Genomic DNA, 25,468 nt, shown 5'->3' with positions numbered 1-25,468 from the left:
TAGGTTCCGGGTACCCCGCGTCGGCGCCCAGTGCGGCGTCGGCCCGCCGGTCCCGGGACGGCGGGCCACGCGGGGGCCAAGTGCCGTCAGGGGCGCCACAAGGGGTGCTCCCGTTTCGCCCACTCCCTGCTCACCGACCCCGTCCGCAGGCCCCGCCTGGCCTCCGGGTCGCCCAGGGCCATGCCGATGTGGCCCGCCAGGACGACGCCGATGGTCAGGGCCAGCCAGTCGTGGACGAAGGTGGCCGAGGTGCGCCACATCAGCGGCGTGAGATGGGTGAACCACATCATCAGGCCGGTGCCGAGCATCACCAGCGTGGCGCCGGCGATCCAGGCCGCGTAGACCTTCTGGCCGGCGTTGAACTTGCCCGCCGGCCGGGAGGAGCGCCGCTTGTCGCGTTGCAGCGCGGCGAGCAGCCACATCCGGTCGTGCGGGCCGAAGCGGTTGAGGAAGCGCAGGTCGGCGCGGAAGCCGCGGGAGGCCAGGCCGAGCAGGACCGGGACGGGCAGCGCGAGCCCGGCGCACTCGTGGACGCGGACGACCAGTTCCCGGCGGCCGACGAGCACCGCGAGCTGGGGGATGTAGAGGCAGGCCGCCGTCACCACGCACACCCCCATCAGCGCGGCCGTCGCCCGGTGCACCCACCGCTGGGCGTGGCCGAATCGGCGGACGCGGGCGCTCGGCGGCGCCGGGGTCTCAGCTCGTAGGCTCATCGGTGCGTCCGTTCGAGCGGCCGACCCAGGCGTCGACGTCGTAGCCGAGGTGCTCCCAGTAGCCCGGCTGGACGCGGTCGGTCACGGTGATGCCGGAGAGCCACTTGGCCGACTTGTAGAAGTACATGGGGGCGACATAGAGGCGCACCGGGCCGCCGTGGTCGTGGCCGATGTCCTTGTCCTGCATGCGCAGAGCGACCAGGACGTCCGCGCGGCGGGCCTGGTCGAGGGTGAGGCTCTCGGTGTAGGTGCCGTCGAAGCAGGTGAAGCGGACGGCCTTGGCGGAGGACCGGACGCCCGCCGCGTCCAGCAGGTGGGACAGCCGTACGCCCTCGAACGGGGTGCCCGGCACCCGCCAGCCGGTGACGCACTGGACGTCCTTGACCAGCCGGGTCTGCGGCAGGGCGCGCAGGTCGGCGAGGGTGTAGGTGTGCGGGTGGTCGACCAGACCGCCGACGGCGAGCCGGTAGTCGGCGGGGCCCCGGTGCGGGACGGAGGCGGCGACGGAGTAGTAGCGGAAGCCGCCGCCGTTGGGCAGCAGGCCGGTCAGGCCCGTGGGGTCGCTGCCGGAGACGCCGCCGAGGAAGCCCTCCAGGCCGCGTTGCAGCACGGGCGCGGCGGCGACGCCGAGGGCGCCCAGGCCGAGCGTGCCGAGGAACACGCGGCGGCCGATCGGCCTGCCGTGCGCCTCGGGTTCCTCGGTCGGTTCAGAGTTCACGTATTCATTCGAGCACTCGGGGCCCTGCGGAGCCAGGCCATGCGGTCGCCGGTCAGGATTCCGTAATGAGTTCTTACGCGGTTCCCGCCTCCGGGTACGGCTGGACGGCGCGGATGTCTCAGTCGCACCCGAAGGCGCGGGCCCGGGCGGCGCGGAAGGCCCGGTGCGGGTCGCGGTGCGGGTAGGACCAGGGGGCGACGGTGACGTGGCGGCCGATCCGCCGGAACAGGGCGGCCGCCTCGGCCGGGCGGCCGGCGCAGGACATCGCGAAGGCCAGGTGGTTGAGGTCGAGGTGGCGGCGGGGGTGCTCGTCGTGCTCCCACTCCAGCCACCAGTCGAAGGCCGCGCGCAGGATCCGGCGGGCCCGCGGACCGGACCAGTGCCGGGTGCCGGCCGGGTCGGCGGGGGCGAGGCCGGCGGCGGCCAGGGCGCGGTAGCGCTCGGCGTAGGCGACCACCGGCAGCACGGCCAGCGGGGAGTCGGCGGGGGCGTCGGCGGCGGTCCGCTCGGCGAGGTCGTACACCTCGTGCGACTCCGCCGGGCCGCCGTGCGGCCGCTCGGCCAGACGGGCGACCAGCAGATGGTGGGCGTGATGGTGCTCGGGGTGGCGCGCGCGGACCTCGGCGAAGACCCGCAGCACCTCGCACTCCGGGCCCAGGGCGCGCGCCAGCAGGAGCAGTCCGAGCCAGGGAGTGGGGTCGGCGGGGACGAGCGCGGCGGCGGTACGGCAGGCCTCGCGGGCCCGGCCGGGGTCCTCCTTGCCGCGTAAGGCGCGCTGGACCAGGGCGTGGGCGTACAGCGTGGCGGCGTCGCCGGCCCCGGAACCGAACCCCGGCTCCGACGCCAACCAGGACCCTGGCCGGGACGCGGACCCCGAAGCCGGCCCGGACGCGGACGCGGAACCGCACCCCGGCTCCGACCCGGCCCCGGGCCCCGGCCGGGACGCGGACCCCTGAGCCGGCCCCGAGGCGGACGCGGAACCGGGCCCCGGCTCGGACGCGGACCCTGAAGCCGGCCCGGACGCGGACCCGCACCCGGACCCCGGCTCGGACGCGGACCCTGAAGCCGTCCCGGACGCGGACCCGCAACCGGACCCCGGCTCGGACGCGGACCCTGAAGCCGGCCCGGACGCGGACGCGGGCTCGGACCCCGGAGCCGGACCGGACGGGGACCCGGGTTCGAGCCCCGAAGCCGGACCGGACCCGGACCCCGGCTCGAACCCCGCAACGCGCCCGGACCCGGGCCCCGGTTCCGGTTCCGGTTCCGCCAGCAGCCAGTCGCGGGCCCACGCGGCGGCGTACGGCTGCGCGGCGAGCACGGTGATGCGGTGGGCGCGGCGGTCCCAGTCGTCGCCGGTGTGCAGCAGCAACGAGCGCGCGGCCTGCCATCGGCCCTGCGCCAACGCGGCTCGCGCGGCGAGGAGTTCGACGTCACCGAGGGCCTCGTCGGGCGCGTCGGCGACGGCCTCCGGGGCGGTGTCGCCGGAGGACTCCGTGGGGGCCCGGCGCGTGCCGAGCAGAGACGGGAGGGAGGGCACCGGACTTCCTGTTTCTCGGGCTGTCATCGGCCGACCACGCACAGCAAACCCTCAGCCAACGTTTGCGTCAAGCGGAACCGAGGTGTTACTGACTTCAATCACCTTCCGGAAGAGAGAACTTGAGACGAGAGGGCCCTCTCTCGCCCGTACCACCTCGTGCGGGAATCCGGCGGCTGTCTGTGGCGTACGCCATGGCGCCGGGCGACCGGGCGGCGGACCATGACCGGGCGGCCCGCCGCCGTTTCCAACCCCCTGCCGGGGTCCGGTGCGCCAACCGGGCCGAGTCGACTGCCCGGTTCCGGGTACTCACCGGGGCAATGCCGTCCCGGGAGCGCTACAGTCGGCCCTTACGCACCCGTGACCCGGCCGGATGATCGAGGTACGCAGCGTGTCCGTTCTGGTTCTCCTCCTCTCCGTGAGTGCCGCGTGCTGCCTGGGCTTCGGATTCGTGCTCCAGCAGAACGCCGCCCAGAAGGCTCCGCTCAGCGACTTCCTGTCCTTCCGGCTGCTGCTCGACCTGGTGCGGGTGCCGCGCTGGCTCGGCGGCCTCGGACTGATGGTGGCGGGCATGGTGTTGGGCGCGATGGCGCTCGGCAAGGGCGAGATCTCCCTGGTCGAGCCGCTGCTCGCGACGAACCTGCTGTTCGCCCTCGCCCTGTCCCGGCATCAGACCAGACAGCCCCTGGGCCGGCAGGGCTGGGCCGGTCTCGCGCTGCTCGCCGGCGGGGTGAGCACCTTCATCCTGGCGGGCCAGCCGCGCGGCGGCAGCGCGGTCACCGACCCGCTGCGCCACTGGCTCATCATCGGCGCGATGGTCGGCGCGGCCCTGGTGCTGACCACGTACGGCAAACGCTCCCGGCTGAGCTGGGGCCCGGTGCTGCTGGCCACCGCGGCCGGGCTGCTCTACGGCGTGCAGGACGCGCTGACCCGGGTGAGCGGCACCCGCTTCGCCGAGGGCGGGTTCGGCGAACTGTTCACCGGCTGGCAGCCCTACGGCGTGCTGGCGTGCGGGGTCACCGGGCTGCTGCTGGTGCAGAGCGCCTTCGAGACGGCGCCGCTGCGGATGTCACTGCCGGCGCTCACCGCCGCCGAGCCGCTCGCCGGCATCCTGTGCGGGGTGGGTTTCCTCGGGGACCGGCTGCGCACCGACACCGGCGCACTGGCCTGGGAGGCGGCCGGTCTCGCGGCGATCGTCGCGGGCATCGTGCTGCTCGGCCTGCACCCGGCGATGCCCTGCGGCCCGACCGAGCCGCAGCAGGCCCGCGACCTCCAGCGCCGCTGACCGCGCCGGGCCTTCGGGTTTTGCTTGGATACGGTCATGAACCCTGCTGAGGAGATCCTCGACATCGTCGACGAGCACGACCGGGTCGTCGACCGGGTGGCGCGCGGCGAGGCGTACGCCCGGGGCCTGCGCCACCGGTGCGTCTTCATCGAGGCCCGGGACCCGGCCGGCCGGCTCTTCGTGCACCGCCGCACCGCCACCAAACTGGTGTTCCCCTCCCGGTACGACATGTTCGTCGGCGGAGTCGTCGGGGCCGGCGAGTCCTACGACGCGGCGGCGCTGCGCGAGGCGGAGGAGGAGCTGGGCGTCACGGGCCTGCCCCGCCCCGCGTACCTCTTCAAGTTCCTGTACGACGACGGCGCAGGGAAGAGCTGGTGGTCGGCGGTGTACGAGGTGCGCTGCCGGCTCCCGGTGCGGCCGCAGGCGGAGGAGGTCCAGTGGTACGACTTCCTCGCCGACGAGGAGGTGGAGCGGCGGCTCGGCGACTGGGAGTGGGTGCCGGACGGGCTGGCGGCGTACGAGCGGCTGCGGTCGTTCCGGGCGGCCCGCTGACACCCCGGTAGGGTCGTGCGCGTGAGCGAGTTCGTGCGCAACGTCCGGCTGTGGTTCGCCCCTGAGCAGGTACGACAGGAGGGCGGCACCCCCGACTACCGGTTCTCGCTGGCCAACGAGCGCACCTTCCTGGCCTGGTTGCGCACCGCCCTCGCGCTGATCGGCGGCGGCTTCGCGGTGGACCAGTTCCTGCCCGACCTGCGCTGGGCGTGGCGGGTCGGTCTCGCGCTCGCGCTGCTCGGCGCCGGGGTGCTGTGCTCGCTGCGCGCGGTGAACCACTGGGTGCGCTGCGAGCGGGCGATGCGGCGGGGCGAGGACCTGCCGGCGTCCCGGTTCCCGGCGCTGCTCGGTGTGGTGGTCGCGGTGGTGGCCGTCGTGATGGTCGTGGTGGTGCTGGCCGGATGGGAGGGGTGAGCGCGGACCGGGATCCGGGGCTGCAGCCGGAGCGCACCCGGCTGGCCTGGCGCCGTACGACGCTGTCGGCCGCCGTGGCCGCCGTACTCGCGGTGCGGACCGCGCTGCACGGCGGCCCGTCGGCCCTCGGGTTCGTGGTGTGCGCGCTGTGCTGTGCCCTGTGGCTGTGCTTCCTGCTGGTGGCCCACCACCGGATCCGCGCCCTGTCCTGCGCACCCCGGCCCCCCGCGCTCACCCCTCGCTCCGCGACGGCCGCGGCGCTGTGCGCGGTGGCCCTGGCGGTGTGCGCGACCGCGCTCGTCCTCTAGGCCTCTCGCCTGGATCATGCCGGGCTCGCGGGGTCCGGCCTGATCCGAGCGGAAGCCACTACGACCCGTCCACCGTCACCACGATCTTGCCGCGGGTGCGGCCCTCCTGGTTCAGCCGGTGGGCGTCGGCCGCGCATTCCAGCGGGAAGGTCTCCTCGACGTTCACGGACAGCGCCCCCTGTTCCGCCAGCTCGGACAGGTACGTCAGGTCCTCGGCGTCGGGGCGGACGAAGCAGTAGCGGCCGCCGAAGCCGACCACCTCGGGGTCGGCGATGGAGGCCAGGCGGCCCCCGGGGGCGAGCAGGTTGGCGGAGGCCTTCAGCGTGTCGCCGCCGATGGTGTCGAAGACCGCGTCCACGCCCTCCGCGGCCAGTCCGCGCACGCGTTCGGCCAGGCCGTCGCCGTAGGTGACCGGCTCGCCGCCGAGGCCGCGGACGAAGTCGTGGTTGCGTTCGCTGGCCGTGCCGATGACCCGGGCGCCGAGGTGGGCGCCGATCTGGACGGCCAGGGAGCCGACGCCGCCGGCCGCCGCGTGCACCAGGAGGGTCTCGCCGCGCTCGACCTCCAGCGCCTTGAGCACCTGATAGGCGGTCAGGCCGGCCAGGGGCAGGCCGGCGGCCTCCTCGAAGGACAGGTTGCGCGGTTTGCGGGCCAGCGTGCGCACGGGCGCGGCGACGTACTCCGCGAAGGTGCCCCGGGACAGGAAGTCCTCCCGGACGTACCCGATCACCTCGTCGCCGGCGGAGAACTCGGTCACCGCGGCGCCGGGCCGTACGACGACCCCGCTGACGTCCCAGCCGGGGATCACCGGGAAGACGGCGTCCAGCAGGGAGTCGAGGTAGCCCTCACGGCACTTCCAGTCGACCGGGTTGACGGCGGCGGCGCGCACCTTCACCAGCACCTGGTCGGGACCGACCTTCGGGTCGCGCACCTCGCCGTACTCCAGCACGTCGGGACCGCCGTAGCGGCTGTAGCTGATGGCCTTCATGCCCTCGACCCTCCGGTGTAGTGGTGCGCCACGCAAGCGGGATGCCCCGGGGCGGTCCGTTCGCGTGGCAGCCTGTCCGTCGTCGGAACCTTCGTTCACAACCGTCGCCAGAACCCCGTACCCACCGAAGTCCGGCGCCATGACCGGCGGGGGCGGTCGGTCTATCGTGGCTCCCGTCACGTTTCGCTTCCTGTTCGGTCCGCGCACTGGACGACATACCGACCGGTCGGCATCATGAACGATGTTCCTGTTCGCCCGTTCGTAGGAGTGATGTATGAGCGCCGACCACCCGCCCGGACTCGATCTCGACCGGCTGCGCGCGCTGCTCGACCGTGAGCGTCCCGGTCTGGTCGACGGCCCCCTGACCGGCCGGCTGATCGAGGGCGGACGGTCGAACCTCACCTACGCGCTGACCGACGGCACCTCCCGGTGGGTGGTCCGGCGGCCGCCGCTCGGCCATGTGCTGGCCACCGCGCACGACATGAAGCGCGAGCACCGCGTGATCAACGCCCTGCACCCGACCTCGGTGCCGGTTCCCCGACCGGTGCTGCTGTGCGAGGACGAGGAGGTGCTCGGGGCGCCGTTCTACGTCATGGAGTTCGTCGAGGGCACCCCGTACCGCACCGCGCAGCAGCTCGCCCCGCTCGGCGAGGAGCGCACCCGGAACGCGGTGCTGTCGCTGGTGGACACGCTGGTCGAGCTGCACGCGGTGGACCCCGCCGAAGTGGGCCTCGAGGACTTCGGGCGGCCCGAGGGCTTCCTGGACCGGCAGCTGCGCCGCTGGGGCAAGCAGCTCGACGCCTCCCGCAACCGCGACCTGCCCGGCATCGACGAGCTGCACGCCGCGCTGGGCCGGCAGTTGCCCGTCTCCCCGGCGCCCGCCGTCGTCCACGGCGACTACCGGCTCGACAACGTGCTCATCGGGGACGACGACCGGATCAGGGCGATCCTCGACTGGGAGATGTCCACGCTCGGTGACCCGCTCACCGACCTGGGCCTGCTGGTGATGTACAGCCGGCCGCTCGGCCTGCCCGCCTCGCCCGTGTCGACCACCGCCGAGGCGCCGGGGCATCCCTCCCCGCAGGAGCTGATCGAGCGGTACGCGGCGCGCTCGGGGCGCGACGTGTCGGCGGTGTCCTGGTACACGGCGTTCGCCTGGTTCAAGCTCGCCGTGATCCTCGAGGGGATCCACTACCGGTACACGCTGGGCCAGACGGTCGGGCGCGGCTTCGACCGCATCGGCGAGCTGGTACCCGTCTTCATCGACCACGGACTGACCACTCTTCAGGAAGGCTGACCGGCCATGGACTTCGCGTTCGACGCCCGCACCGAGGAACTGCGCGCCCGACTCCTCGCCTTCATGGACGAGTACGTCTACCCGGCGGAGGCGGTCGCCGAGGAGCAGCGGGCCCGGCTGGCCTCGCCGTGGGACACCCCGGCGGTGGTCGGGGAGCTGAAGGCCGAGGCGCGCAGGCAGGGCCTGTGGAACCTGTTCCTGCCCGACGCCGAGCACGGCGCCGGGCTGACGAACCTGCAGTACGCACCGCTCGCGGAGATCACCGGCCGCTCCCCGCACCTCGCCCCGACCGCGACGAACTGTGCCGCGCCCGACACCGGCAACATGGAGGTGCTGGCGCAGTTCGGTGACGAGCGGCAGAAGAAGCAGTGGCTGGAGCCGCTGCTGGCGGGCGAGATCCGCTCGGCGTTCGCGATGACCGAGCCGGAGGTGGCCTCCTCGGACGCCACGAACATCACCACGCTCATCGAACGGGACGGCGACGAGTACGTCATCACGGGCCGCAAGTGGTACATCTCCGGGGCGATGAACCCGGACTGCAAGATCTTCATCGTGATGGGCAAGACGGACCCGGACGGGGCCGACATCCGCCGCCAGCAGTCCATGGTCCTGGTCCCCCGCGACACCCCGGGCGTGACCGTGAAGCGCGCGATGCAGGTGTTCGGCTACGAGGACCACTCGCACGGCGGCCACGCCGAGGTGATCTTCGACCAGGTGCGCGTGCCGGTGTCGAACCTGGTCGGCGAGGAGGGCGGCGGCTTCGCCATCGCCCAGGCGCGGCTCGGTCCCGGCCGGATCCACCACTGCATGCGGCTGATCGGCATGGCCGAGCGGGCGATCGAGCTGATGTGCCGGCGCGCGGTGTCCCGTACCGCCTTCGGCAAGGCGCTGGCCCAGCAGGGCGTCGTGCACAACTGGATCGCGGACGCCCGCGTGACGGTGGAGCAGCTGCGGCTGCTGGTGCTGAAGACGGCCTGGCTGATGGACACCGTCGGCAACCGGGGTGCGCACACGGAGATCCAGGCCATCAAGATCGCCACCCCTCGTGCGGTCGTCGACATCATCGACCGGGCGATCCAGCTGCACGGCGCGGGCGGCGTCAGCCAGGACTTCCCGCTGGCCGAGCTGTACGCGGCGGCGCGCACGCTGATGATCGCGGACGGCCCGGACGAGGTGCACCAGCGGTCGCTGGCGCGGCGGGAACTGAAGCGGTACGTGTAGCCGGCCGCTCCCTTCCCCGTGCCGGCGTGCGCCGTCGAGTGCGCCCCGGGCGTTGATGTCGCGCCTCTCCGGGACGGACCGGAGGGGCGCCGGTGCGGCGCACGCGTGCGGGGAAGGCGGGAGCGTGACGGATGCGGGGACACCGACCGCCGACGCGTCGGGGGTGACGCTGGAACGGCTGCTGACCGTGGTGGACTCCGGGGCGCTGGAGCCGGCCGCGGCGCCCTGGGGGCTCGGGGTGGCCGTCGCCGGTGTCGCCGGACCGGACGCGCTGGTCCGGCCGGCGTGAGCTGCTGCTCGCGGTCGGCGTCGACGCGGGCTCGGCCCAGGCGGCGGACGCGCTGCGCCGTGCCGGGGACACCGACGCCGCGGGCGCGGTGTTCGGGCCGGAGACCGGACCCACCCGCGCGGGCCGCCGAGGCCCTGCGGGCGGTCGCCGCCCGGAGCCCTACGGCCGCAGTGCGCGCAGCAGTAGGTCGGCGAGGTGGTCGGCGACCTGCTGCGGGGTGAGCGGGCCGTCGGGGCGGTACCAGGTCGACAGGTGGTGGACCGAGCCGAAGTGGTAGTCCACGACCAGGTCGGCCGGCGTGGCCGTGGAGAAGACGCCGGTGCGCTGGCCCTCCTCGACGAGCGCGCGGAAGCGTTCGTGGTAGCGCCGGCGCTCGGCGCGCACCTGCTTGTTCTTCTCCGGGCTCAGGTGGTGCATGGAGCGGAAGAAGATCATCGCGTCGTCGAGGTTCTCGATCGTCGTGACGACGACGTCGGCGGCCGCGCCTCTGAGCCGCTTCTCGATCGGCTCGTCGGCGTTCGCGAAGGCGTCGAGCCGCTCCTGCTGGACGCGCAGTACGCGCGCGTACACCTCGTGCAGGAGGTCGTCCTTGGAGCCGAAGTAGTGGTACAGCGCCCCCTTGGTGACGCCGGCCGCCTCCACGATCTCCTGCACCGAAGTGCGGTCGTAGCCCTGCTCGGCGAAGAGGCGGGTGGCGGCGTTCAGCAGCCGCTGCGGAACGGGCGTCCCGTCTCCGTCCGTCGTCCTGGGCACTGCCGCCACCTGCCTTCCGGTTCTGCTGCTAGTCGTTGTCGGTGCGGGAACGCAGTTCCCGCCGGAGGATCTTCCCACTTGCCGTCTTCGGCAGGTCGGGCAGGATCTCCACCTTGCGCGGGTATTTGTAGGCGGCCAGTCTCTCCTTGCAGTACACCGCGAGTTCACCGGGGTCCGCCTCGGCGCCCGGGCGCAGGCTGATGTAGGCCTTGACGGTCTCCCCGCGGTAGCCGTCGGGCACGCCGACGACGGCCGCCTCGCGCACCGCCGGGTGGGTGTACAGCACGTCCTCGACCTCGCGCGGCCACACCTTGAAGCCGGAGGCGTTGATCATGTCCTTCTTGCGGTCGACGACGTAGAGCCAGCCCTGTTCGTCCATGAAGCCGATGTCGCCGGTGCGCAGCTCGCCTTCGGGGAACGTCTCGGCGGTGGCCTCGGGGCGCCGCCAGTAACCGGGGACCACCTGCGGCCCGCGCACGACGATCTCGCCCTGCTCGCCGAAGGGCAGCTCGGCGCCCCGGTCGTCGACGATCCGCACGAGCGTGTCGGCGCCGGGCAGGCCGACGGACAGCGTCCCGGAGACCGGGTCGACCGGCGCCCGGAGGCCGGGCGGCACGGAGGCGCAGGGCCCGGTGCACTCGGTGAGGCCGTAGCCCACGCGGATGTACGGCCCGAGGTGCCCCGCGAACTTCTCCACCAGGGCGGGCGGTACGGGCGCGCCGCCGGAGGAGATGTTGACGAAGGAGGCGAAGTGCTCCGGGGTGGCGTCCGGGTGGGCTGCCAGCGCCATGTAGGCGGTGGACGGGCCGACCGTGTAGTGCGGGTGGTGCTCGGCGAAGGCCTCCAGCACGACACCGGGCTCGAAGCGGTAGGTGAGCACCAGGGTGCCGGCGCTGTTCAGGCAGGCGCCGAACTGGCAGACCATGCCGGTGATGTGGAACAGCGGCGCGAGCGCGTAGTACACGGGCGCCTCGGGCAGGGCCAGGCCGGTGCTCTGCCGCTCGGCGTTGTGCATGATGTTGCCGTGCGTGTTGGTGGCGCCCTTGGGGGTGCCGCTGGTGCCGGACGTGTAGCTGATCAGGGCGATGTCCGCGGGGCGTGGGTCGCGGCCCTCGGGTGCCGTGCCGCCCCGCCGGGCGACGGCCACGAGGTCGTCGGCGTCCGGGGCCTGGGGCAGCCGCTCGAAGGTGAGCACGCGCGCGTCGTCGCGGGTCTGGAAATCCCGTTCGCATCCGGTGAGCACGATCCGCACCGGCGAGTCCGCGGCCGTCTCGCGCAGGTACGACTGCCAGGCCCGGTCGGAGCAGACCAGCGCGGCCACCTCGCCGTCCCGCAGGACGTGGGCGACCTCGGCCGACTTGTACATGGGGTTGACCGGCACGACGGTCGCGCCCGCCTTCCAGGCGCCGAGGACGGCGAGCACGAAGTGCGGGGAGTTCTGCAGCAGGACGGCGACCCGGTCGCCGCGCTGCAGACCGCGCGCGGCGAGGTGGGCGGCGACGGAGTCGGTCAGCTCGTCCACCTCGCGGTAGCTCAGGCGGGCGTCGAAGTAGGCGAGAAAGGTGCGGTCGGGTGCCTCGGCGACGGCGCGCCGCAGGGCGTGCACGAGGGAGTCCGCCGGGTCGACCGGGGCGCGCTGCGCGTCGGTGAGCAGGGCCAGCCAGGGGCGGGCCGCGTATCGGGAGACGGTCACCGGCCCTCCTCCCAGGTCTGCTGGATGTGGTTCATGCCCGCCAGCCAGCGGTCGGGGTCGGCGGCCCGGACCCGGTAGAAGCCGGCGACCTCGGGGTGCGGCAGGATCAGGAAGCGGTCCTCGGCGATGCCCTGGAAGAGGGCGTCCGCGACGGCGTCCGGCTCGATCGCGGTCGGCTGGAGCACCAGGTCGCCGGCGCTGCCGGTCGCCTCCAGCATGGCGGTGCGCACTCCTTGCGGGCAGATGGCGTGCACCTTCAGACCGCGGTGGCGGTAGGTCAGCGACAGCCACTCGGCGAAGGCGTAGGCGCCGTGCTTGGTGACGCTGTACGAGGGCGCGCCGATCATGGTGAGCAGCCCGGCGGCGGAGACGGTGGACACGAACCGGCCGTGCCCGCGCTCCAGCCAGTCGGGCAGCAGCGCGTGGGCCGCCCGGACGTGCGCCATCAGGTTGACGTCCCAGGAGACCGCCCAGGACTTCTCGTCGAGGGGCCCGTCCACGCCCCCGTCCTCGAAGGCGACGCCGGCGTTGGCGCAGTAGACGTCCACGGTGCCGCCGAGCGCGTCCCGCGCGTCCCCGACGATCGCGGAGGCGTCCCCGGGGACGGCGGTCCCGCCGATCTCCTCGGCCACCGCCTTGGCCCGCTCGGCGTCGAGGTCGTTCACGACCACCCGGGCGCCCTCGGCGGCGAACCGGCGGGCCAGCGCGGCCCCGATTCCACCGCCCGCTCCGGTGACGACCACTCCCGCATCCTGCACGGCTTCCACCATCGGTCTCCTTCGACACGACGCGACTCGGTTCGGCAAGGCCAGACTAACCGGTCGGTATGTGTGAGGGAAGGGCGACCGACCCAACCTCAAGAGGCGCGGGAAAACCACGCGAACGACCACCTGACTGCCGCACTCCGCGGACCGACGAAAAGGCCCTCCCATGCCCGTGTCCCGACGGAACCTCCTCGCCTCGGCCACCCTGGCGGCCGCGCCACTGCCCCGCCACCACGGCGGGCGCCTGCACACCGGCTTCGAGAGACTCGCGGCCGACGGCTACTCCCTGCTCGGCGGCCGGCGCGTCGGCATCGTCACCAATCCCACCGGCATCACCCGGGACGCCCGGCACATCGTCGACGTGATGCACGCGGACCCGCGGGTGCGGCTCACCGCCGTCTTCGGCCCCGAGCACGGCTTCCGCGGCACCGCCCAGGCCGGCGGCTCCGAGGGCCGCTACGACGACCCGGCGACCGGCCTGCCGGTCTACGACACGTATCTGAAGAGCGGCGCGCCGCTGGCCGACGTCTTCACCGCCTCCGGCGTCGACACGGTCGTCTTCGACATCCAGGACGTGGGCGCCCGCTTCTACACCTACATCTGGACCCTCTACGACTGCATGGAGGCGGCCGCGCTCGCCGGCAAGCGGTTCGTCGTCCTGGACCGGCCGAACCCGGTCACCGGCCGCTCGGCCCAGGGTCCCGTGCTGCACAAGGAGTTCGCCACCTTCGTCGGCCGGCAGCCGATCGCGCAGGCGCACGGCATGACCGTCGCCGAGCTGGCCCGGCTGTTCAACGGCGAGTTCCTCGCCACCCCGGTCCCGCTGGACACCGTCATGATGGAGGGCTGGCGGCGCACCGGGTTCTACGACGCCTCCGGCCTGCCCTGGGTGCCGCCGAGCCCGAACATGCCGACTGCGGACACGGCGCTGGTGTACTCCGGCACCTGTCTGTTCGAGGGCACCAACCTCTCCGAGGGGCGCGGCACGACCCGGCCCTTCGAACTCCTCGGCGCCGAGGGCGTCGACGGGCGGTGGGCCGCGGCGGCGGGCGAGCTGGGGCTGCCGGGCGTGCGGTTCCGGGAGGCGTACTTCGCGCCCACCTTCTCCAAGTTCCAGGGGAAGACCGTCGGGGGCGTCCAGATCCATGTGCACGACCGGAGCGCCTACGACCCCGTGCGCACCGGGATCGCGCTGCTGGTGACCGCGCGGAAGGTGTGGGACGGCTTCGCCTGGCGCCCCGACCACTGGATCGACAAGCTCACCGGCTCCGCGCGCGTCCGGACGATGATCGACGCGGGAGCGGGTCCGGACGAGGTGGTCGGCGCCTGGCAGGAGGAGCTGGCGGAGTTCCAGGCGGTGCGGATGAAGTATCTGCTCTACAAGTGAGCCGTACGGTATGGCCAACTTCGCCCCGCCGCAGGACGATACGCGCACATCGCATCGTTTCGGGGGGACGAGGGAGCCTGTCATGGCGGATGCCGGGATGAGCGTGAGGCCTTACTGGGAACTGACCTTCGACGCGGACGGGGACGTGGACGGCCCCGAACGCGACCGGCTGCTGGCCCAGGTCACGGAGCGCGGCGTCCGTGACCTGATCGTCTTCGCGCACGGCTGGAACAACGACCGGTCGGGTGCCACCGCGCTGTACCGGCGCTTCTTCGCGCCGATCCCGGGGCTCGCCCCGAAGGCGCGGATCGGGTACGTGGGCGTGATCTGGCCGTCGATGCGCTTCTGCGACGAGCCGATCCCCGACTTCCCGCGGTCCGTGGCGGCGGCCGAGGCGGAGGCGGCGCCGGGCCCTGCGCTGGACAAGGACACCCGGCGCGCCCTGCTGGAGACGTTCCCTGGCCGGGCCACCGTGCTCGACCGGCTGACGCGGCTGCTGGAGGAGCGGCCGGCCGGGGACGCGGGCCTGGCGGAGTTCGGGCGGCTGGTGCGGCTGCTGGTCGAGCCGGGGCCGCGGCCGCCCGCGGTGGCGGACACGCCCGAGGAGGAGGGGCCGGTCGTGTTCCGCTGCGACACGGCGACCGCCTGCGCGGAGCTCGCCGAGGCGCTGGCCGCGCCGCCGGACGGGACACCGGCCGAGTTCTCGCTGCCGAACCCGTGGGACGGCGCCAAGGAGCTGCTGCGGCAGGCGACGTACTACGCGATGAAGCGACGGGCGGGCACCGTCGGCGAGCACGGACTGGGGCCGTTCGTCGGGCAGTTGGCCGTCCGGTCGCCGAAGGTGCGGGTGCACCTCGTCGGGCACAGCTTCGGCGGGCGGCTGGTGTCGTTCGCGCTGCGGGGGCTGCCCGGGGGCGTGCGCGCGGTGAAGTCCGTGACCCTGCTCCAGGGGGCGCTCTCGCACTACGCGTTCGCCACGCGCCTGCCGTTCGACCCGGACGCTGCGGGGGCGCTGGGCGACCGGCAGAAGCGGATCGACGGGCCGCTGGTGTGCTGCTACTCGCGCTTCGACGGCGCGCTCGGCACCTTCTACCCGCTGGCCTCGCGCTGCTCGGACGACGACCGCTCGGTCGGCGGGCTCTCCCTCGCGCATCTGCTGGGCGACCGCTGGGGGGCCATGGGACACGACGGGGTGCAGGCGGTGCCGGGCACTGCCCACCTGGACCTCGCGACGGCCCTGCGCGGACCGCTCCCGACGACCGGTTGCGTCAACGTGGACGCGGCGTCGGTCGTCCGCCGCGGCGGTCCCCCGGCCGGCGCCCACAGCGACATCGTCCATCCGGAACTCGCCCGGGTGGTGCTGGCGGCGGGGCGCATCGGGTGACCGACGGGGAACCGGCGCCGGCCAACACCCGTCGGCCGACGCCGGTTCGCCCTCAGCTGTTCACCGGTGCGAGGTGTACTCCACGACCTGCTGGAAGGTCGGGCGGTTCTGCCAGCTGATCTTGCCGTGCTTGATGCCGCCCAGGGTGCGCTGGACGATCGAGTCGGCGCACCACTGGTCGCCGGCCGAGCACTGGTCGTCGCCCGGGTAGACCTGGGCTGCGGTCGTCCCGGCCGCCTGCTTCAGGGTGCTGATCAGGGCGTCTCGGCAGGAGCCGAGGCTGCCGCCGCCGCAGTACTTCTGCGCGAGCCCGCCCTGCACGGACTCACCGAGCACCGCCCGGATGTCCTTGTCGACATAGCTCCACCAGCCGTACTGGAAGGAGCTTCCGGCGTGCGAGCCGGTGGGCCCGTGCCCGGCGGACGGCGCCTCGTCGACGGGCAGGTTGTCGGTGAAGGCGGTGTACAGGTCGCTGCCGAGCCCGGGTTCGAACTCCGCCTTCACCAGCAGCGGCCACCAGGCGTCCAGGATCCGGACGGCGTCCGCGTTGGCGTACGTCTTCGAGCCCGCCGAGGTCTCCGTGCGCTTGGCGCCGGCGGTCACCCACGCCTGGAGCTTGCTGACGGCGTCGGCGGCCGTGGAGTCGGTCACCGGCGAGGAGTTGATCACCTTCAGCAGCTTCGGCAGCACGTCCTCGGCGCGCAGATCGGCGAGGGCCGCGTCCGCCATGGCCTGCACCAGCTTGGCGCGGGTCACCCCGCCGGCCGCGACCAGCTTCTTCACCCGGTCCTCGAGCAGGTTGCCGCGGTGCACGGACCCGTCGCCCCAGGGCGCGGTCGTGTAGTCCTTGGCCTGCTTGTTGTTCCAGGAGACGTAGTAGTCCTGGTCGACGGAGTTGGGGTGGGCGGAGGCCGGGGTGTAGTCGGCCGTGTTGGTGGCCGGGTCCCAGTTCTTCCACTCGTACGCCGGCTGCGCCCACACCGGGAACTCGGCGTCGACGCCGCTCGCCCGGACCGGGTTGTCACCGCTGTTGTAGTACGCGGTGTGCTGGGAGTCGGCGTAGAACCAGTTGAAGGTGTAGTTGATGTGCTGCGCCGCCGCCTGGAAGTCCTTCGGGCCCTTGACGAAGTCCGGGTCGTTCAGCATCTGGAAGCCGATGATCGAGTCGGCCTCGTGCAGATAGGAGGAGCGCAGGTTGGTGTAGGCGACCTTCTTGCCGCCGACGGTGGCCCGGTACTCCACCGGCCCGTACTTGGTCCGCCACACGCGCATGGTGTAGGAGCCCGCGGCGGTGCCGTCGGCCACGGTCGGCTTCCAGGAGTTCTTCTGCTCGACCTTGTCCATGGCGGTGCACGTGCCGTGGTACAGGTAGTGGTAGTCGTCCTGGCAGAGCTCGACGGCGTAGCTGTCGATGATGTCCTGGCCGGAGGTGGTCGCGCTCCAGGAGTAGTCCTGGCCGCGGCCGAGTTCCACGTACATGCTCAGGCCCGCGAAGGAGGCGCCGCGGGCGCTGATGCCCGGGCCCTGGATCTCCTGGAGCATGAGCAGCTGCGGAGCGAAGTAGCCGGTCTGCGGCCCGAAGACGGCGATCGGGTGTCCGCTCGCGGTGTACTTGCCGCTGACCACGAGGGCGTTGGACATGCCGCGCCTGGCGGAGCTCAGCGTCGTCCTGGCCGCCGTGGTGGAGGCGCTCTTGGCGCTCGCGGTGGCGGCGCTGCCCGTGCGGTCGTGGACGAGCGGTTCCTGGGTCACCGAGCCGGCGTCGGGCAGCGCCTCGCCCTGGGCGTCGTCGGGCCGTGAGGCGTACGGGAAGCTCTCGCCGTTGTGCACGGTGAGGACGGCCTCGGGGTCGTTGCGCTCGCGGAAGGACTCCCAGACCTTGGTGCCCTCCGCCACGCCGTACTTGGACTGGGCGGCGATCAGGGAGAGGGCGTTGTTGACCTCGCCGCCTCCGCCGGAACCGAAGAGGGAGCCGATGACCGAGCCGAGCGCCACCAGGTCGGTGATCTTGAAGTGGTCTATGGTGCCGGCGTTGGTGATCGAGTCCTTGTGGCCGGTCAGGACGTACTCGCCGGGGAAGTAGCGGCCGGAGTCGGAGGCGTCGATGTAGGCGTTGATGCCGGCGAGGTAGGCGTTGGCGTCGGCCAGGGCCTGCTGGCCGCGGGCGCCGTTGCGGGCGACGGCGTTGTCGATCTGCGCCTGGAGGTCGGCCTCGGTGTACGGGGCGTTGCGGTAGAACTGCTGCTCCAGGCCCTGGTTGGCGGCGGCGCCGCCGGCGAAGGAGGTGAGCTGGCCGCGGCCGACGTGCCGGAAGACGTCCATGAGCCACAGCCGGTCCTCGGCGGCCGCGTATCCGGCGCCGAACTCGGTGCCGTAGCGGGTGGTGCCTGTGATGTGCGGCACACCGGTCTTCTTGTCGCGGACGATGGTCACGTCACCGCGGCCGGCCGGCTTCTCGGTGGAGGCGACCTGGTCGGAGGGGACGCCGAACGACGCGTCGTTGAAGAAGGTGTTGATCTTCGCGTCGGTGAGGCCCGAGTAGCCGGTGGCCAGGTTGGCGTAGGGGCCGAGTTGGTCCTCGGCGTGCGAGGGCTGGGTGCCGAAGGCCTGGTTGAGCAGGATCTGGGCGAGGGTGGCGTTGCCGTTCTCGCCGGGCGGCAGGATGTCCGAGCACTGGCCGCCGCAGTAGTCGTTGGAGGCGGTGGCGCCGTCGGCCGCCGCGGCCTGGGTGAGCGGGGAGAGAAGTCCGGCGATGAGGACGCATACGGATGCGGTCTTCAGGAACCCGGTGAGCCCGGAGGTCCCCGGGGGCCGCGGGAACCCGGTGAGCCTGCGGGGAGTTCTCAGTTTGTCGAACAACTCGTGGAGTGGGGTGCTCCGTGGCATGGCAGCTCCTCGCGGAACGGGGGTGGGCGGGATGTTACCGCCGGTATCCCCGGGATTAGAAGATGAACGAACGTCAACTTTTGGAGGGACTGCGGCCGATGCCGGGCGGTCAACCCGGGGCGCCTTATGGGAGGGCATCGGAAAACGGATGGAGCCGATTCGTGTGTCGATACGTCTACTCGGCGACGTCGCGCGGAACCCGTACGGCGACGCCGAAGTGACCGAAGTGCGGACGCAGGTGTGACGGAGGTGCAGGGCTATGGCCGGATTCCGAAGTCTGGCGAGACAGGTGCGCGATCCGCGGTGTGATCTGGCACTGCGGCGCTACTCGCTGCGCAAGTGCCTGGAGCGGTTCGCTCCCTACGGGCACAGGGCGACCTGGGACCATCTGTGCTCCCGGGCCGGTTTCGGCCCGGAGGACCGGTCTCCCGAACCGGCGCGGCTCGTGGCCGCACTGGAGGAGCTGGAGGAGGCGCGGGCGGTGTGGCTGACCTACGAGACCGAGTTCGCCGAGCGCCGCAAGAAGGAGAAGCACGACGGGCTGCGCCGGCCGGGCAGCGTGGACGACTGGCACCGGCTGACCTGGGGCGGGTTCGGGGTCGCCTGGTGCGACGACCCCCGGGTCCACCCCGACGAGCCGCTGGCGGAGGTGCTGCGCCGGCTGATCGCCGCGCTCAACCGGGAACCGGGCGCGGCGTGCCCGGTGTGCGGCGGGGAGCGCCTCGTCTGGAAGTACGGTCTGGACCATGAGCCGTCCTCCGGCCCGGTCTGCACGGACTGCGGCATCCTGGTCCCGCGCCCCGTCCTCACCCCGCAGGCCGTGGCCTACGCCAGGCGCGAGCGGCTCCTGATGTCGGCCTGACCGCACGAGCGCGACCGGGGGTGCGCCGGGGATGCCGCACCCCCGACCGACCCGGGCGACCCGGTCGGCGGGCGCCGGCCCGGTGAGGTGAGCAGCTGCTGCCGTCGGTCGAGGAGCATGACGTTAGCAGGGTCAAATCCGGTCGCTCCAGCCCTTTTGCGTCCGGACAGTGAGGAGGCGATGAAACCGAGCTGACGAACCGTGAGAGACCGAGGAGTCCCCATGTCGACGCTGCGCGTCACCGCCGAAGTGCTGACCGTCCACGAGCATCCGAACGCCGACGCGCTGGAGTTGGCCCAGGTGGGGCTGTACCGGGCCGTGGTCGCCAAGGGCGCGTACCGCACCGGCGAGGCCGCCGTCTACATCCCGGAGCAGGCCGTGCTGCCGGCCGATCTGATCGAGGAGCTGGGGCTGACCGGGCGACTGGCGGGCGGCGACGCCAACCGGGTCAAGGCGGTACGGCTGCGGGGCGAGCTGTCGCAGGGCATCGTGTGCCGGCCGAAGGCGCTGGCCGACGTGGACCTGGCGCGGGCGGCGGCCGAGGGCACGGACTTCGCCGAGCGGCTGGGCATCACCAAGTGGGTGCCGCCGATCCCGCCCACGATGGACGGCGACGTCGAGTCCGCCCCCGATCTGCTGCCCTGGGTCGACATCGAGAACATCCAGCGCTACCCGGACATCTTCGCGCCGGGCGAGCCGGTCGTCCTGACGGAGAAGCTGCACGGCTCGGCCTGCCTGCTGACGTATGTCGCCGACGAGGGGCGGGTGTACGTCTCCTCCAAGGGCTTCGGGGCCAAGTCCCTGGCCCTGAAGGAGGATCCCCGCAACCTGTACTGGCGGGCGGTGCGCGGGCACGGCGTGGCCGAGACCGCGGCGAAACTCTGCGACCGGCTGGGGGCGCGGCGGGTCGGCATCTTCGGCGAGGTCTACGGCGCCGGGGTGCAGGACCTGTCGTACGGCGCCGACGGCCGGCGCGAGAGCCTCGGATTCGCGGCGTTCGACGTGTCGGCGGACATCGACGGGCAGGTGCGGTGGCTGGACGCGGGCGAACTGCTGGAGGGGTCGTTGCCCGTGGTGCCCCGGCTGTACTCCGGGCCGTACGGCATCGAGCGGGTGCTGGAGTTCGCGAGCGGACGGGAGACGGTGTCCGGGCGGGGGCTGCATCTGCGGGAGGGTGTGGTGATACGGGCTGCGGTGGAGCGGTACAGCGGGGTGACGGGGGGCCGGGCCATCGCGAAGGCGGTGAGCCCGGCGTACCTGACGCGGAAGGGGGGCACCGAGTACGAGTGACTCGGGCGGGGTGGCGGGGTGCTCCCCCGCCACCCTCCCTGCCGTCCCTCTACCGTCCCTCGGACAGCAGCCTCGACCCCGCCCGCCGCTCGCCGAACACGTCGTCCGGGTTGGACAGCACGCAGGTGTCCAGCGAGAGGCATCCGCAGCCGATGCAGTCGGTCAAGTGGTCGCGCAGGCGGTTGAGTTGCTTGATGCGCTCGTCCAGTTCCGAGCGCCACGCCTCCGAGAGCCGGGCCCAGTCCTCGCGGGTCGGGGTGCGCTCCTCGGGGAGCTGCGCGAGGGCCTCGCGGATCGTGGCCAGCGGGATGCCGACCCGCTGGGCGGCGCGGACGAAGGCGACCCGGCGCAGGGTGTCGCGGCTGTAGCGGCGCTGGTTGCCGGAGGTGCGGCGGCTGGTGATCAGTCCCTTGGACTCGTAGAAGTGCAGGGCGGAGACGGAGGCGCCGCTGCGTGCGGCGACCTGGCCGACGGTCAGCTCGTGGATCTTCTCGGGGATCTGGGGCACTCCTCAGAGCCTACCCACCCGGCCTCGGCCCGGCTCCGTTGACAGGGGGCCTCGAGGCGACCATGCTAAGCAGTTGCTTAGAGGCGTAGAGACGCGAGCGAGAGGCCGGGAACATGGCAGAACCGAGGACCTTCACCTCCACCGACGAGCTGAAGGCCGCCGTGGGCGAGCAGCTGGGACACACGGACTGGGTGGAGATCGACCAGAAGCGGATCGACCTGTTCGCCGAGGCCACCGGCGACCACCAGTGGATCCACGTCGACCCGGAGAAGGCCGCCGCCGGGCCGTTCGGCACCACCATCGCCCACGGCTACCTCACGCTCTCCCTGCTCCCCCTCTTCGGGCCGCAGCTGATCCACGTCGAGGGCGTGAAGATGGGCGTGAACTACGGCACGAACAAGGTGCGCTTCCCCTCCCCCGTCCCGGTCGGCTCCCGGCTGCGCGCCACCGCGACCATCACCGGCGTCGAGGACGTCCCCGGCGGCGTCCAGGTGACCGTCGCCTTCACCGTGGAGCGCGAGGGCGGCGACAAGCCGGCCTGCGTCGCGGAGTCGGTGGCCCGGTACTACCTCTGACGAGGGGCCTACTTGGCGCCCACCATGCGCAGGACGAGGTCGGCATAGAGGGCGCCGACCTCGTCGGGGGTGCGCGGGCCGTCCACGGTGAACCAGCGGGCCACGTCGATGCACAGGGAGAGCACCGCCAGGGTGGTGCCCTTGACGTCGATCACGTCGAACTCGCCCGCGGACACGCCGTCCTCGATGATCCCGCGCACCTCGGCGTCCACCTGACGGCGCAGCGCGACGATCTCGGCGCGGGCCTCCGGGCCGAGCGCGTCGAGTTCGTACTGCACGACCCGCGCGGTGGTGCGCCGCCCGGCGTGCCAGCGGACGAAGGAGCTGACGGCGTCGGCCAGCCGCTCGGTCGCGGTGCCCTCGCGGCGCGCCGCCGTGCGCAGGATGTCGAGGGCCTTGTCGTGCCCGATGCGGCTGATCCGGTGGAGCAGCTCTTCCTTGGTCTTGTAGTGGATGTAGAGCGCGGCCGGGCTCATGCCGGCGCGGCCCGCGATGTCGCGGGTCGTCGTCGCGTGGTAGCCGCGCTCGGCGAAGGCCTCCACGGCGGCGACGAGGAGCCGCCGGGCCGCGTCAGGGGTGACCTCTTCCCACGGCTCGACCTCGCCGCCGGTCGTCTCCTGGCCCGTACTCATCGCTCGTTCGCCCCTCTCGGTGACAGGAAACACCACCATACCGCCGAAGGTGAGCGCTCGCTTAGTCCGGCCGCCCGGAGCCGCCGGTGCGGACGGCGGGCTCAGATCTTCTCGAAGGGGTCGTGCTCGGCGAGCAGCTTCTCCAGGCGGGCCTGGTCGACCCTGCTCACGATCTGCCCGGCCTCCTGGCGGTCACGGATCACCTTGGCGAGCGTGAACGCGGAGGTGACCAGGTAGAGGACGGCGATGCCGAGGAAGCCGCGGACCCACGCGTCCGCGTTCAGCCGGAAGATGCCGATGGTGGTGGCGGTCATGGCGACCGCGAACGATGCGACGGCCTGGCCGTAGAAGGCGGCCGTGCTCTGCTGCTTGACCGGTGTGTCATTCATGGCATCGATCATCGGCGGACGTGGCCCGCGCCACATCCGCCGGAGTACTCAGGCGACGTACTCAAAGGCCGCACACGCGCCGGGCACCGTACTCAGAAGGCCGACACCCCGGTCAGCGCACGCCCGATGAGCAGCTTCTGGATCTGGCTGGTGCCCTCGTACAGCGTCATCACCCGGGCGTCGCGCAGGAGTTTGCCGGCCGGGTACTCGTCGATGTAGCCGTAGCCGCCGAAGACCTGCAGGGCGTTGTTGGCGGCGCGTACGGCGGCCTCGGAGGCGAACAGCTTGGCCTTGGAGGACTCGACGGCGAACGGCCGGCCGCGGTCGATCAGGTCGGCGACCCGCCAGGTCAGCAGCCGGGCCGCGTCCACGTCGACGGCGATGTCGCTGATCAGCTCCTGGACGAGCTGGTGGTGGGCGATCGGCTTGCCGAACTGCTCGCGCTCGCCGGCGTACCCGACGGCCGCGTCGAGCGCGGCCTGGGCTATGCCGACACAGCCCGCCGCCACCGACATCCGCCCCTTCGCCAGCGCGGACATGGCCACCGAGAACCCCTTGCCCTCCTCGCCGAGGAGCGCGGAGGCGGGCACCCGGACGTCCTCGAGGACCAGCTCGGCGGTCGCCTGGCCGCGCAGGCCGAGCTTGCCGTGGATGGTGCGGCGGGTCAGGCCGGGGGTGTCGGCGGGGACCAGGAACGCGGAGACGCCCTTGTGGCCGGGGGCATCGGTGGAGCGGGCGAAGAGCAGGACGACGTCGGCCCAGGTGCCGTTGGTGATGAACATCTTGGTGCCGTTCAGGACGTAGTCCTCCCCGTCGCGCACCGCCCGGGTGGTGAGGTGGCCGGCGTCGGAGCCGGTGCCGGGCTCGGTGAGGCCGAAGCAGCCGACGTACTCCCCGGCGGTCAGGCCAGGCAGCCAGCGCCGCTTCTGCTCCTCGCTCCCCCAGGCGGCGACCGACTTGGCGACCAGCCCGAGGGAGACGGACACGATGCCGCGCACGGAGGAGTCCCCGCGCCCCAGTTCCTCGGTGACCAGGCAGTACGCGAGATGGTCGCCGCCGGAGCCGCCGTACTCCTCGTCGACGGTCAGACCGAGGAAGCCGACCTCGCCGAGCTTCTTCACGATGCCCCGGTCGACCTCCTCGGCGCGGTCCCAGGCGATGACGTGCGGGGCGATCTCGCGCTCGACGAAGTCGCGGGCGAGCTGCCGTACGGCTGCCTGTTCCTCGCTCAGCTCCAGGTTCACCACGCGATCACCCCACACCAGACGGACCTTGAAAGGCGTACATTTAAATTAGCACTGCTAGTTTCCATGTGCAGCCCTACTATGTGCGCCATGGCCCGACCGCGCAAGCCCCTCCTCAGCACCGACCGGATCGTCGAGACGGCCCGCGACCTCGTGGACCGGGAGGGCCTGGCGGCCGTCTCCACCCGGCGGCTCGCCGCCGAGCTGGGGGTGAGCGGGCCCTCGCTGTACAACCACTTCCGCACCAAGGACGAGATCCTGGAGGCGGTGGCGGACTCGGTGAGCGGGCTGGTGGACCTGTCGATGTTCGACGGCGGCCGGGACTGGCGGACCGCGCTGCACGACTGGGCCGTCTCCTACCGGACGGCCCTGCGCGACCACCCGAACATCGTCCCGGTCCTGGCGCGCGGCCCCGGGCGCCGCCCGGCGGCCCTGCGGCTGGCCGACGCGGTGTACGGCGCGATGGTCGAGGCCGGCTGGCCGCCGGCCCAGGCGACCTCCATCGGCGCGCTGATGCGGTACTTCATCATGGGCTCCGCGCTCGGTTCCTTCGCTGCGGGCTTCGTCGACGACGCGAGCGCGTACGACCCCGCCGACTATCCCCACCTGGGCCAGGCGCATCTGCTGGCCGAGCAGCAGGAGAAGATCGACGAGCGGGCCTTCGAGACGGGGCTGACGGCGCTGCTGGACGGGCTGGCGCAGCAGTACGAGCAGGTGCGGGAGAGCGTGTAGCGGCCAGCGGGGCTGCCGGGGCCCGCGCCGCCGGACCGGCCCGCGCCGCCGGCCGTCGGGCCGCCCCGTCCGAATACCGCCGGCCTCGTCCCCGGCGCTCCGCCTAACCTCGGGACCATGATGCGTACCTCTCGTCACCCCCTCCTCCCCGCCGGTGCGGCCGCTCTGACCGTCGTGCTGTGGGCCTCCGCCTTCGTGGCGATCCGGAGTGCGGGCGGCGCCTACTCGCCGGGGGCGCTCGCGCTGGGGCGGCTGCTCGCGGGTGCCCTGGCGCTGGGGGTGCTGTGGGCCGTACGGCGGGAGGGGCTGCCGCCGAAGGCCGCCTGGCGGGGGATCCTGCTGTCGGGGGTGCTGTGGTTCGGGCTCTACATGGTGGTCCTGAACTGGGGCGAGCAGCAGGTGGACGCCGGCACGGCGGCCCTGGTCGTGAACGTGGGCCCGCTGCTGATCGCCCTGCTCGGCTCCCGGCTGCTCGGTGATCCGATGCCGCCGAGGCTGCTGGCGGGGATGGCCGTGTCCTTCGCGGGTGCGGTGACCGTGGGGCTGTCGATGTCCGGCGGAGGGCGGTCCTCCGTGCTCGGCGTGGCGCTGTGCCTGCTCGCTGCCGTGGCGTACGCCTCCGGGGTGGTCGCGCAGAAGCCCGCCCTGGCGCAGGCGAGCGCCCTGCAGGTGACCACGTTCGGGTGCCTGGTCGGGGCCGTGGGCTGTCTGCCGTTCGCCGGGCAGCTGGCCGGCGAGGCGGCCCGGGCCCCGCTGTCGGCCACCCTGAACATGATCTACCTGGGGGTCTTCCCGACGGCGCTGGCGTTCACGACCTGGGCGTACGCCCTGGCCCGGACCACGGCCAGCCGGATGGGCGCGACGACGTACGCGGTGCCCGCGCTGGTGGTGCTGATGTCGTGGCTGGCGCTCGGCGAGGTGCCCGGGCTGCTGACACTGGCCGGCGGTGTGCTGTGCCTCGCGGGTGTCGCCGTGTCGCGGTCCCGGGCCGGGAGCGGGCGGGGGCGGCGGGTCGCGGCCGGGGAGCCGCGACCCGAGAAGGTGCCCTGA

At 72.7% G+C, this 25,468-nt stretch carries 25 protein-coding genes and 2 pseudogenes; 14 read left to right on the top strand and 13 right to left on the bottom strand.

From position 1 onward, the window contains the following. Window positions 1-86: 86 nt before the first annotated feature. From ACZ404_RS02955 to ACZ404_RS02940, 4 genes and pseudogenes are all read right to left on the bottom strand, one after another. On the bottom strand, window positions 87-713 hold the full coding sequence (locus ACZ404_RS02955) for a cytochrome b/b6 domain-containing protein (RefSeq protein WP_468435501.1): 627 nt from the start codon (window positions 711-713) through the stop codon (window positions 87-89). Then, a complete protein-coding gene (locus ACZ404_RS02950) occupies window positions 697-1,431 on the bottom strand; it encodes a molybdopterin-dependent oxidoreductase (protein WP_468435500.1) in 735 nt (244 codons plus the stop codon). Before ACZ404_RS02950 ends, ACZ404_RS02955 begins: the two co-directional genes overlap by 17 nt. A gap of 118 nt (window positions 1,432-1,549) precedes the next feature. Continuing rightward, window positions 1,550-2,281: pseudogene (locus ACZ404_RS02945) on the bottom strand (hypothetical protein); the annotation flags it as partial. A 405-nt stretch (window positions 2,282-2,686) separates the two neighbouring features. After that, window positions 2,687-2,968: pseudogene (locus ACZ404_RS02940) on the bottom strand (hypothetical protein); the annotation flags it as partial. Window positions 2,969-3,356: 388 nt separating this feature from the next. Here ACZ404_RS02940 and ACZ404_RS02935 point away from each other — a divergent pair. From ACZ404_RS02935 to ACZ404_RS02920, 4 genes are read left to right on the top strand one after another with little or no spacing between them, the layout of a single operon-like run. Beyond that, entirely contained in the window at window positions 3,357-4,250 is an 894-nt protein-coding gene (locus ACZ404_RS02935) for a DMT family transporter (RefSeq protein ID WP_468435499.1), read from the top strand. A gap of 36 nt (window positions 4,251-4,286) precedes the next feature. Further along, a complete protein-coding gene (locus ACZ404_RS02930; RefSeq protein ID WP_468435498.1) occupies window positions 4,287-4,802 on the top strand; it encodes an NUDIX domain-containing protein in 516 nt (171 codons plus the stop codon). 21 nt (window positions 4,803-4,823) lie between these two features. Continuing rightward, the gene (locus ACZ404_RS02925; RefSeq protein WP_468435497.1) at window positions 4,824-5,216 is read left to right on the top strand and encodes a YidH family protein; all 393 of its coding nucleotides are present in this window, start codon (window positions 4,824-4,826) and stop codon (window positions 5,214-5,216) included. Next, the gene (locus ACZ404_RS02920; protein WP_468435496.1) at window positions 5,204-5,524 is read left to right on the top strand and encodes a DUF202 domain-containing protein; all 321 of its coding nucleotides are present in this window, start codon (window positions 5,204-5,206) and stop codon (window positions 5,522-5,524) included. The genes ACZ404_RS02925 and ACZ404_RS02920 overlap by 13 nt, the downstream gene beginning before the upstream one ends. 58 nt (window positions 5,525-5,582) lie before the next feature. Here ACZ404_RS02920 and ACZ404_RS02915 read toward each other — a convergent pair whose 3' ends face one another. Next, window positions 5,583-6,512, bottom strand: coding sequence for an NADP-dependent oxidoreductase (locus ACZ404_RS02915; protein WP_468435495.1), 930 nt, complete (start codon window positions 6,510-6,512; stop codon window positions 5,583-5,585). 274 nt (window positions 6,513-6,786) lie between these two features. Here ACZ404_RS02915 and ACZ404_RS02910 point away from each other — a divergent pair, with 274 nt between their 5' ends. The 3 genes from ACZ404_RS02910 to ACZ404_RS02900 all read left to right on the top strand — a co-directional run bounded on the left by ACZ404_RS02910 (window position 6,787) and on the right by ACZ404_RS02900 (window position 9,319). Beyond that, a complete protein-coding gene (locus ACZ404_RS02910) occupies window positions 6,787-7,809 on the top strand; it encodes a phosphotransferase family protein (RefSeq protein ID WP_468435494.1) in 1,023 nt (340 codons plus the stop codon). A 6-nt stretch (window positions 7,810-7,815) separates the two neighbouring features. Beyond that, entirely contained in the window at window positions 7,816-9,030 is a 1,215-nt protein-coding gene (locus ACZ404_RS02905; protein WP_468435493.1) for an acyl-CoA dehydrogenase family protein, read from the top strand. 124 nt (window positions 9,031-9,154) lie between these two features. After that, on the top strand, window positions 9,155-9,319 hold the full coding sequence (locus ACZ404_RS02900; protein WP_468435492.1) for a hypothetical protein: 165 nt from the start codon (window positions 9,155-9,157) through the stop codon (window positions 9,317-9,319). Window positions 9,320-9,478: 159 nt separating this feature from the next. Here the strand turns inward: ACZ404_RS02900 and ACZ404_RS02895 are convergent, their stop codons facing one another. The 3 genes from ACZ404_RS02895 to ACZ404_RS02885 are packed head-to-tail and all read right to left on the bottom strand — an operon-like array spanning window position 9,479 to window position 12,535. Continuing rightward, complete coding sequence (locus ACZ404_RS02895) at window positions 9,479-10,072, bottom strand: TetR/AcrR family transcriptional regulator (RefSeq protein WP_468435491.1); 594 nt, start codon at window positions 10,070-10,072, stop codon at window positions 9,479-9,481. Window positions 10,073-10,100: 28 nt separating this feature from the next. Beyond that, window positions 10,101-11,765, bottom strand: coding sequence for a class I adenylate-forming enzyme family protein (locus tag ACZ404_RS02890; RefSeq protein WP_468435490.1), 1,665 nt, complete (start codon window positions 11,763-11,765; stop codon window positions 10,101-10,103). Continuing rightward, complete coding sequence (locus ACZ404_RS02885; RefSeq protein WP_468435489.1) at window positions 11,762-12,535, bottom strand: SDR family oxidoreductase; 774 nt, start codon at window positions 12,533-12,535, stop codon at window positions 11,762-11,764. Before ACZ404_RS02885 ends, ACZ404_RS02890 begins: the two co-directional genes overlap by 4 nt. Window positions 12,536-12,695: 160 nt before the next feature. Between ACZ404_RS02885 and ACZ404_RS02880 the strand changes: the two genes are divergently transcribed. Together ACZ404_RS02880 and ACZ404_RS02875 are read left to right on the top strand one after the other, a co-directional pair. Continuing rightward, window positions 12,696-13,916, top strand: a complete 1,221-nt coding sequence (locus ACZ404_RS02880; RefSeq protein WP_468435488.1) for an exo-beta-N-acetylmuramidase NamZ family protein — start codon at window positions 12,696-12,698, stop codon at window positions 13,914-13,916. Window positions 13,917-13,998: 82 nt separating this feature from the next. Beyond that, window positions 13,999-15,300 (top strand): serine-threonine protein kinase, encoded by a 1,302-nt coding sequence (locus ACZ404_RS02875; RefSeq protein WP_468435487.1) that lies wholly within the window; start codon window positions 13,999-14,001, stop codon window positions 15,298-15,300. Window positions 15,301-15,360: 60 nt separating this feature from the next. Here the strand turns inward: ACZ404_RS02875 and ACZ404_RS02870 are convergent, their stop codons facing one another. Beyond that, window positions 15,361-18,186, bottom strand: a complete 2,826-nt coding sequence (locus ACZ404_RS02870; RefSeq protein ID WP_468435486.1) for a penicillin acylase family protein — start codon at window positions 18,184-18,186, stop codon at window positions 15,361-15,363. A 259-nt stretch (window positions 18,187-18,445) separates the two neighbouring features. On the opposite strand from ACZ404_RS02870, the gene ACZ404_RS02865 reads away from it, so the two are divergent. Further along, window positions 18,446-19,048, top strand: a complete 603-nt coding sequence (locus tag ACZ404_RS02865; protein WP_468435485.1) for a hypothetical protein — start codon at window positions 18,446-18,448, stop codon at window positions 19,046-19,048. Window positions 19,049-19,270: 222 nt separating this feature from the next. Then, window positions 19,271-20,338, top strand: coding sequence for an RNA ligase (ATP) (locus tag ACZ404_RS02860; protein WP_468435484.1), 1,068 nt, complete (start codon window positions 19,271-19,273; stop codon window positions 20,336-20,338). Between the two features lie 49 nt (window positions 20,339-20,387). On the opposite strand, the gene soxR is transcribed toward ACZ404_RS02860, so the two are convergent. Continuing rightward, window positions 20,388-20,846: a redox-sensitive transcriptional activator SoxR gene (gene soxR / locus ACZ404_RS02855; protein WP_468435483.1), complete on the bottom strand. Its 459-nt coding sequence runs from the start codon at window positions 20,844-20,846 to the stop codon at window positions 20,388-20,390. A 113-nt stretch (window positions 20,847-20,959) separates the two neighbouring features. On the opposite strand from soxR, the gene ACZ404_RS02850 reads away from it, so the two are divergent. Continuing rightward, window positions 20,960-21,421: a MaoC family dehydratase gene (locus ACZ404_RS02850; RefSeq protein ID WP_468435482.1), complete on the top strand. Its 462-nt coding sequence runs from the start codon at window positions 20,960-20,962 to the stop codon at window positions 21,419-21,421. Window positions 21,422-21,429: 8 nt separating this feature from the next. On the opposite strand, the gene ACZ404_RS02845 is transcribed toward ACZ404_RS02850, so the two are convergent. The 3 genes from ACZ404_RS02845 to ACZ404_RS02835 form a co-directional block, all read right to left on the bottom strand. Continuing rightward, a complete protein-coding gene (locus tag ACZ404_RS02845) occupies window positions 21,430-22,053 on the bottom strand; it encodes a TetR/AcrR family transcriptional regulator (RefSeq protein ID WP_468435481.1) in 624 nt (207 codons plus the stop codon). 101 nt (window positions 22,054-22,154) lie between these two features. Next, on the bottom strand, window positions 22,155-22,442 hold the full coding sequence (locus ACZ404_RS02840) for a YiaA/YiaB family inner membrane protein (protein WP_468435480.1): 288 nt from the start codon (window positions 22,440-22,442) through the stop codon (window positions 22,155-22,157). Window positions 22,443-22,534: 92 nt separating this feature from the next. After that, entirely contained in the window at window positions 22,535-23,686 is a 1,152-nt protein-coding gene (locus ACZ404_RS02835; RefSeq protein ID WP_468435847.1) for an acyl-CoA dehydrogenase family protein, read from the bottom strand. A 90-nt stretch (window positions 23,687-23,776) separates the two neighbouring features. Here ACZ404_RS02835 and ACZ404_RS02830 point away from each other — a divergent pair, with 90 nt between their 5' ends. Together ACZ404_RS02830 and ACZ404_RS02825 are read left to right on the top strand one after the other, a co-directional pair. After that, window positions 23,777-24,418, top strand: a complete 642-nt coding sequence (locus ACZ404_RS02830) for a TetR/AcrR family transcriptional regulator (RefSeq protein ID WP_468435479.1) — start codon at window positions 23,777-23,779, stop codon at window positions 24,416-24,418. Window positions 24,419-24,535: 117 nt separating this feature from the next. Next, window positions 24,536-25,468: a DMT family transporter gene (locus ACZ404_RS02825; protein ID WP_468435478.1), complete on the top strand. Its 933-nt coding sequence runs from the start codon at window positions 24,536-24,538 to the stop codon at window positions 25,466-25,468.

Source organism: Streptomyces sp. NPDC030798, from assembly GCF_055572275.1.
This window is presented reverse-complemented; position numbering and strand designations above follow the sequence as displayed.

Bases quoted from the DNA above. Each gene is read 5' to 3' on its own strand.
- ACZ404_RS02955 (WP_468435501.1), bottom strand. From the start codon at position 713: ATGAGCCTACGAGCTGAGACCCCGGCGCCGCCGAGCGCCCGCGTCCGC.
- ACZ404_RS02930 (WP_468435498.1), top strand. From the start codon at position 4,287: ATGAACCCTGCTGAGGAGATCCTCGACATCGTCGACGAGCACGACCGG.
- ACZ404_RS02920 (WP_468435496.1), top strand. From the start codon at position 5,204: ATGGGAGGGGTGAGCGCGGACCGGGATCCGGGGCTGCAGCCGGAGCGC.
- ACZ404_RS02915 (WP_468435495.1), bottom strand. From the start codon at position 6,512: ATGAAGGCCATCAGCTACAGCCGCTACGGCGGTCCCGACGTGCTGGAG.
- ACZ404_RS02910 (WP_468435494.1), top strand. From the start codon at position 6,787: ATGAGCGCCGACCACCCGCCCGGACTCGATCTCGACCGGCTGCGCGCG.
- ACZ404_RS02905 (WP_468435493.1), top strand. From the start codon at position 7,816: ATGGACTTCGCGTTCGACGCCCGCACCGAGGAACTGCGCGCCCGACTC.
- ACZ404_RS02885 (WP_468435489.1), bottom strand. From the start codon at position 12,535: ATGGTGGAAGCCGTGCAGGATGCGGGAGTGGTCGTCACCGGAGCGGGC.
- ACZ404_RS02880 (WP_468435488.1), top strand. From the start codon at position 12,696: ATGCCCGTGTCCCGACGGAACCTCCTCGCCTCGGCCACCCTGGCGGCC.
- ACZ404_RS02875 (WP_468435487.1), top strand. From the start codon at position 13,999: ATGGCGGATGCCGGGATGAGCGTGAGGCCTTACTGGGAACTGACCTTC.
- ACZ404_RS02870 (WP_468435486.1), bottom strand. From the start codon at position 18,186: ATGCCACGGAGCACCCCACTCCACGAGTTGTTCGACAAACTGAGAACT.
- ACZ404_RS02865 (WP_468435485.1), top strand. From the start codon at position 18,446: ATGGCCGGATTCCGAAGTCTGGCGAGACAGGTGCGCGATCCGCGGTGT.
- ACZ404_RS02860 (WP_468435484.1), top strand. From the start codon at position 19,271: ATGTCGACGCTGCGCGTCACCGCCGAAGTGCTGACCGTCCACGAGCAT.
- ACZ404_RS02850 (WP_468435482.1), top strand. From the start codon at position 20,960: ATGGCAGAACCGAGGACCTTCACCTCCACCGACGAGCTGAAGGCCGCC.
- ACZ404_RS02845 (WP_468435481.1), bottom strand. From the start codon at position 22,053: ATGAGTACGGGCCAGGAGACGACCGGCGGCGAGGTCGAGCCGTGGGAA.
- ACZ404_RS02840 (WP_468435480.1), bottom strand. From the start codon at position 22,442: ATGAATGACACACCGGTCAAGCAGCAGAGCACGGCCGCCTTCTACGGC.
- ACZ404_RS02830 (WP_468435479.1), top strand. From the start codon at position 23,777: ATGGCCCGACCGCGCAAGCCCCTCCTCAGCACCGACCGGATCGTCGAG.
- ACZ404_RS02825 (WP_468435478.1), top strand. From the start codon at position 24,536: ATGATGCGTACCTCTCGTCACCCCCTCCTCCCCGCCGGTGCGGCCGCT.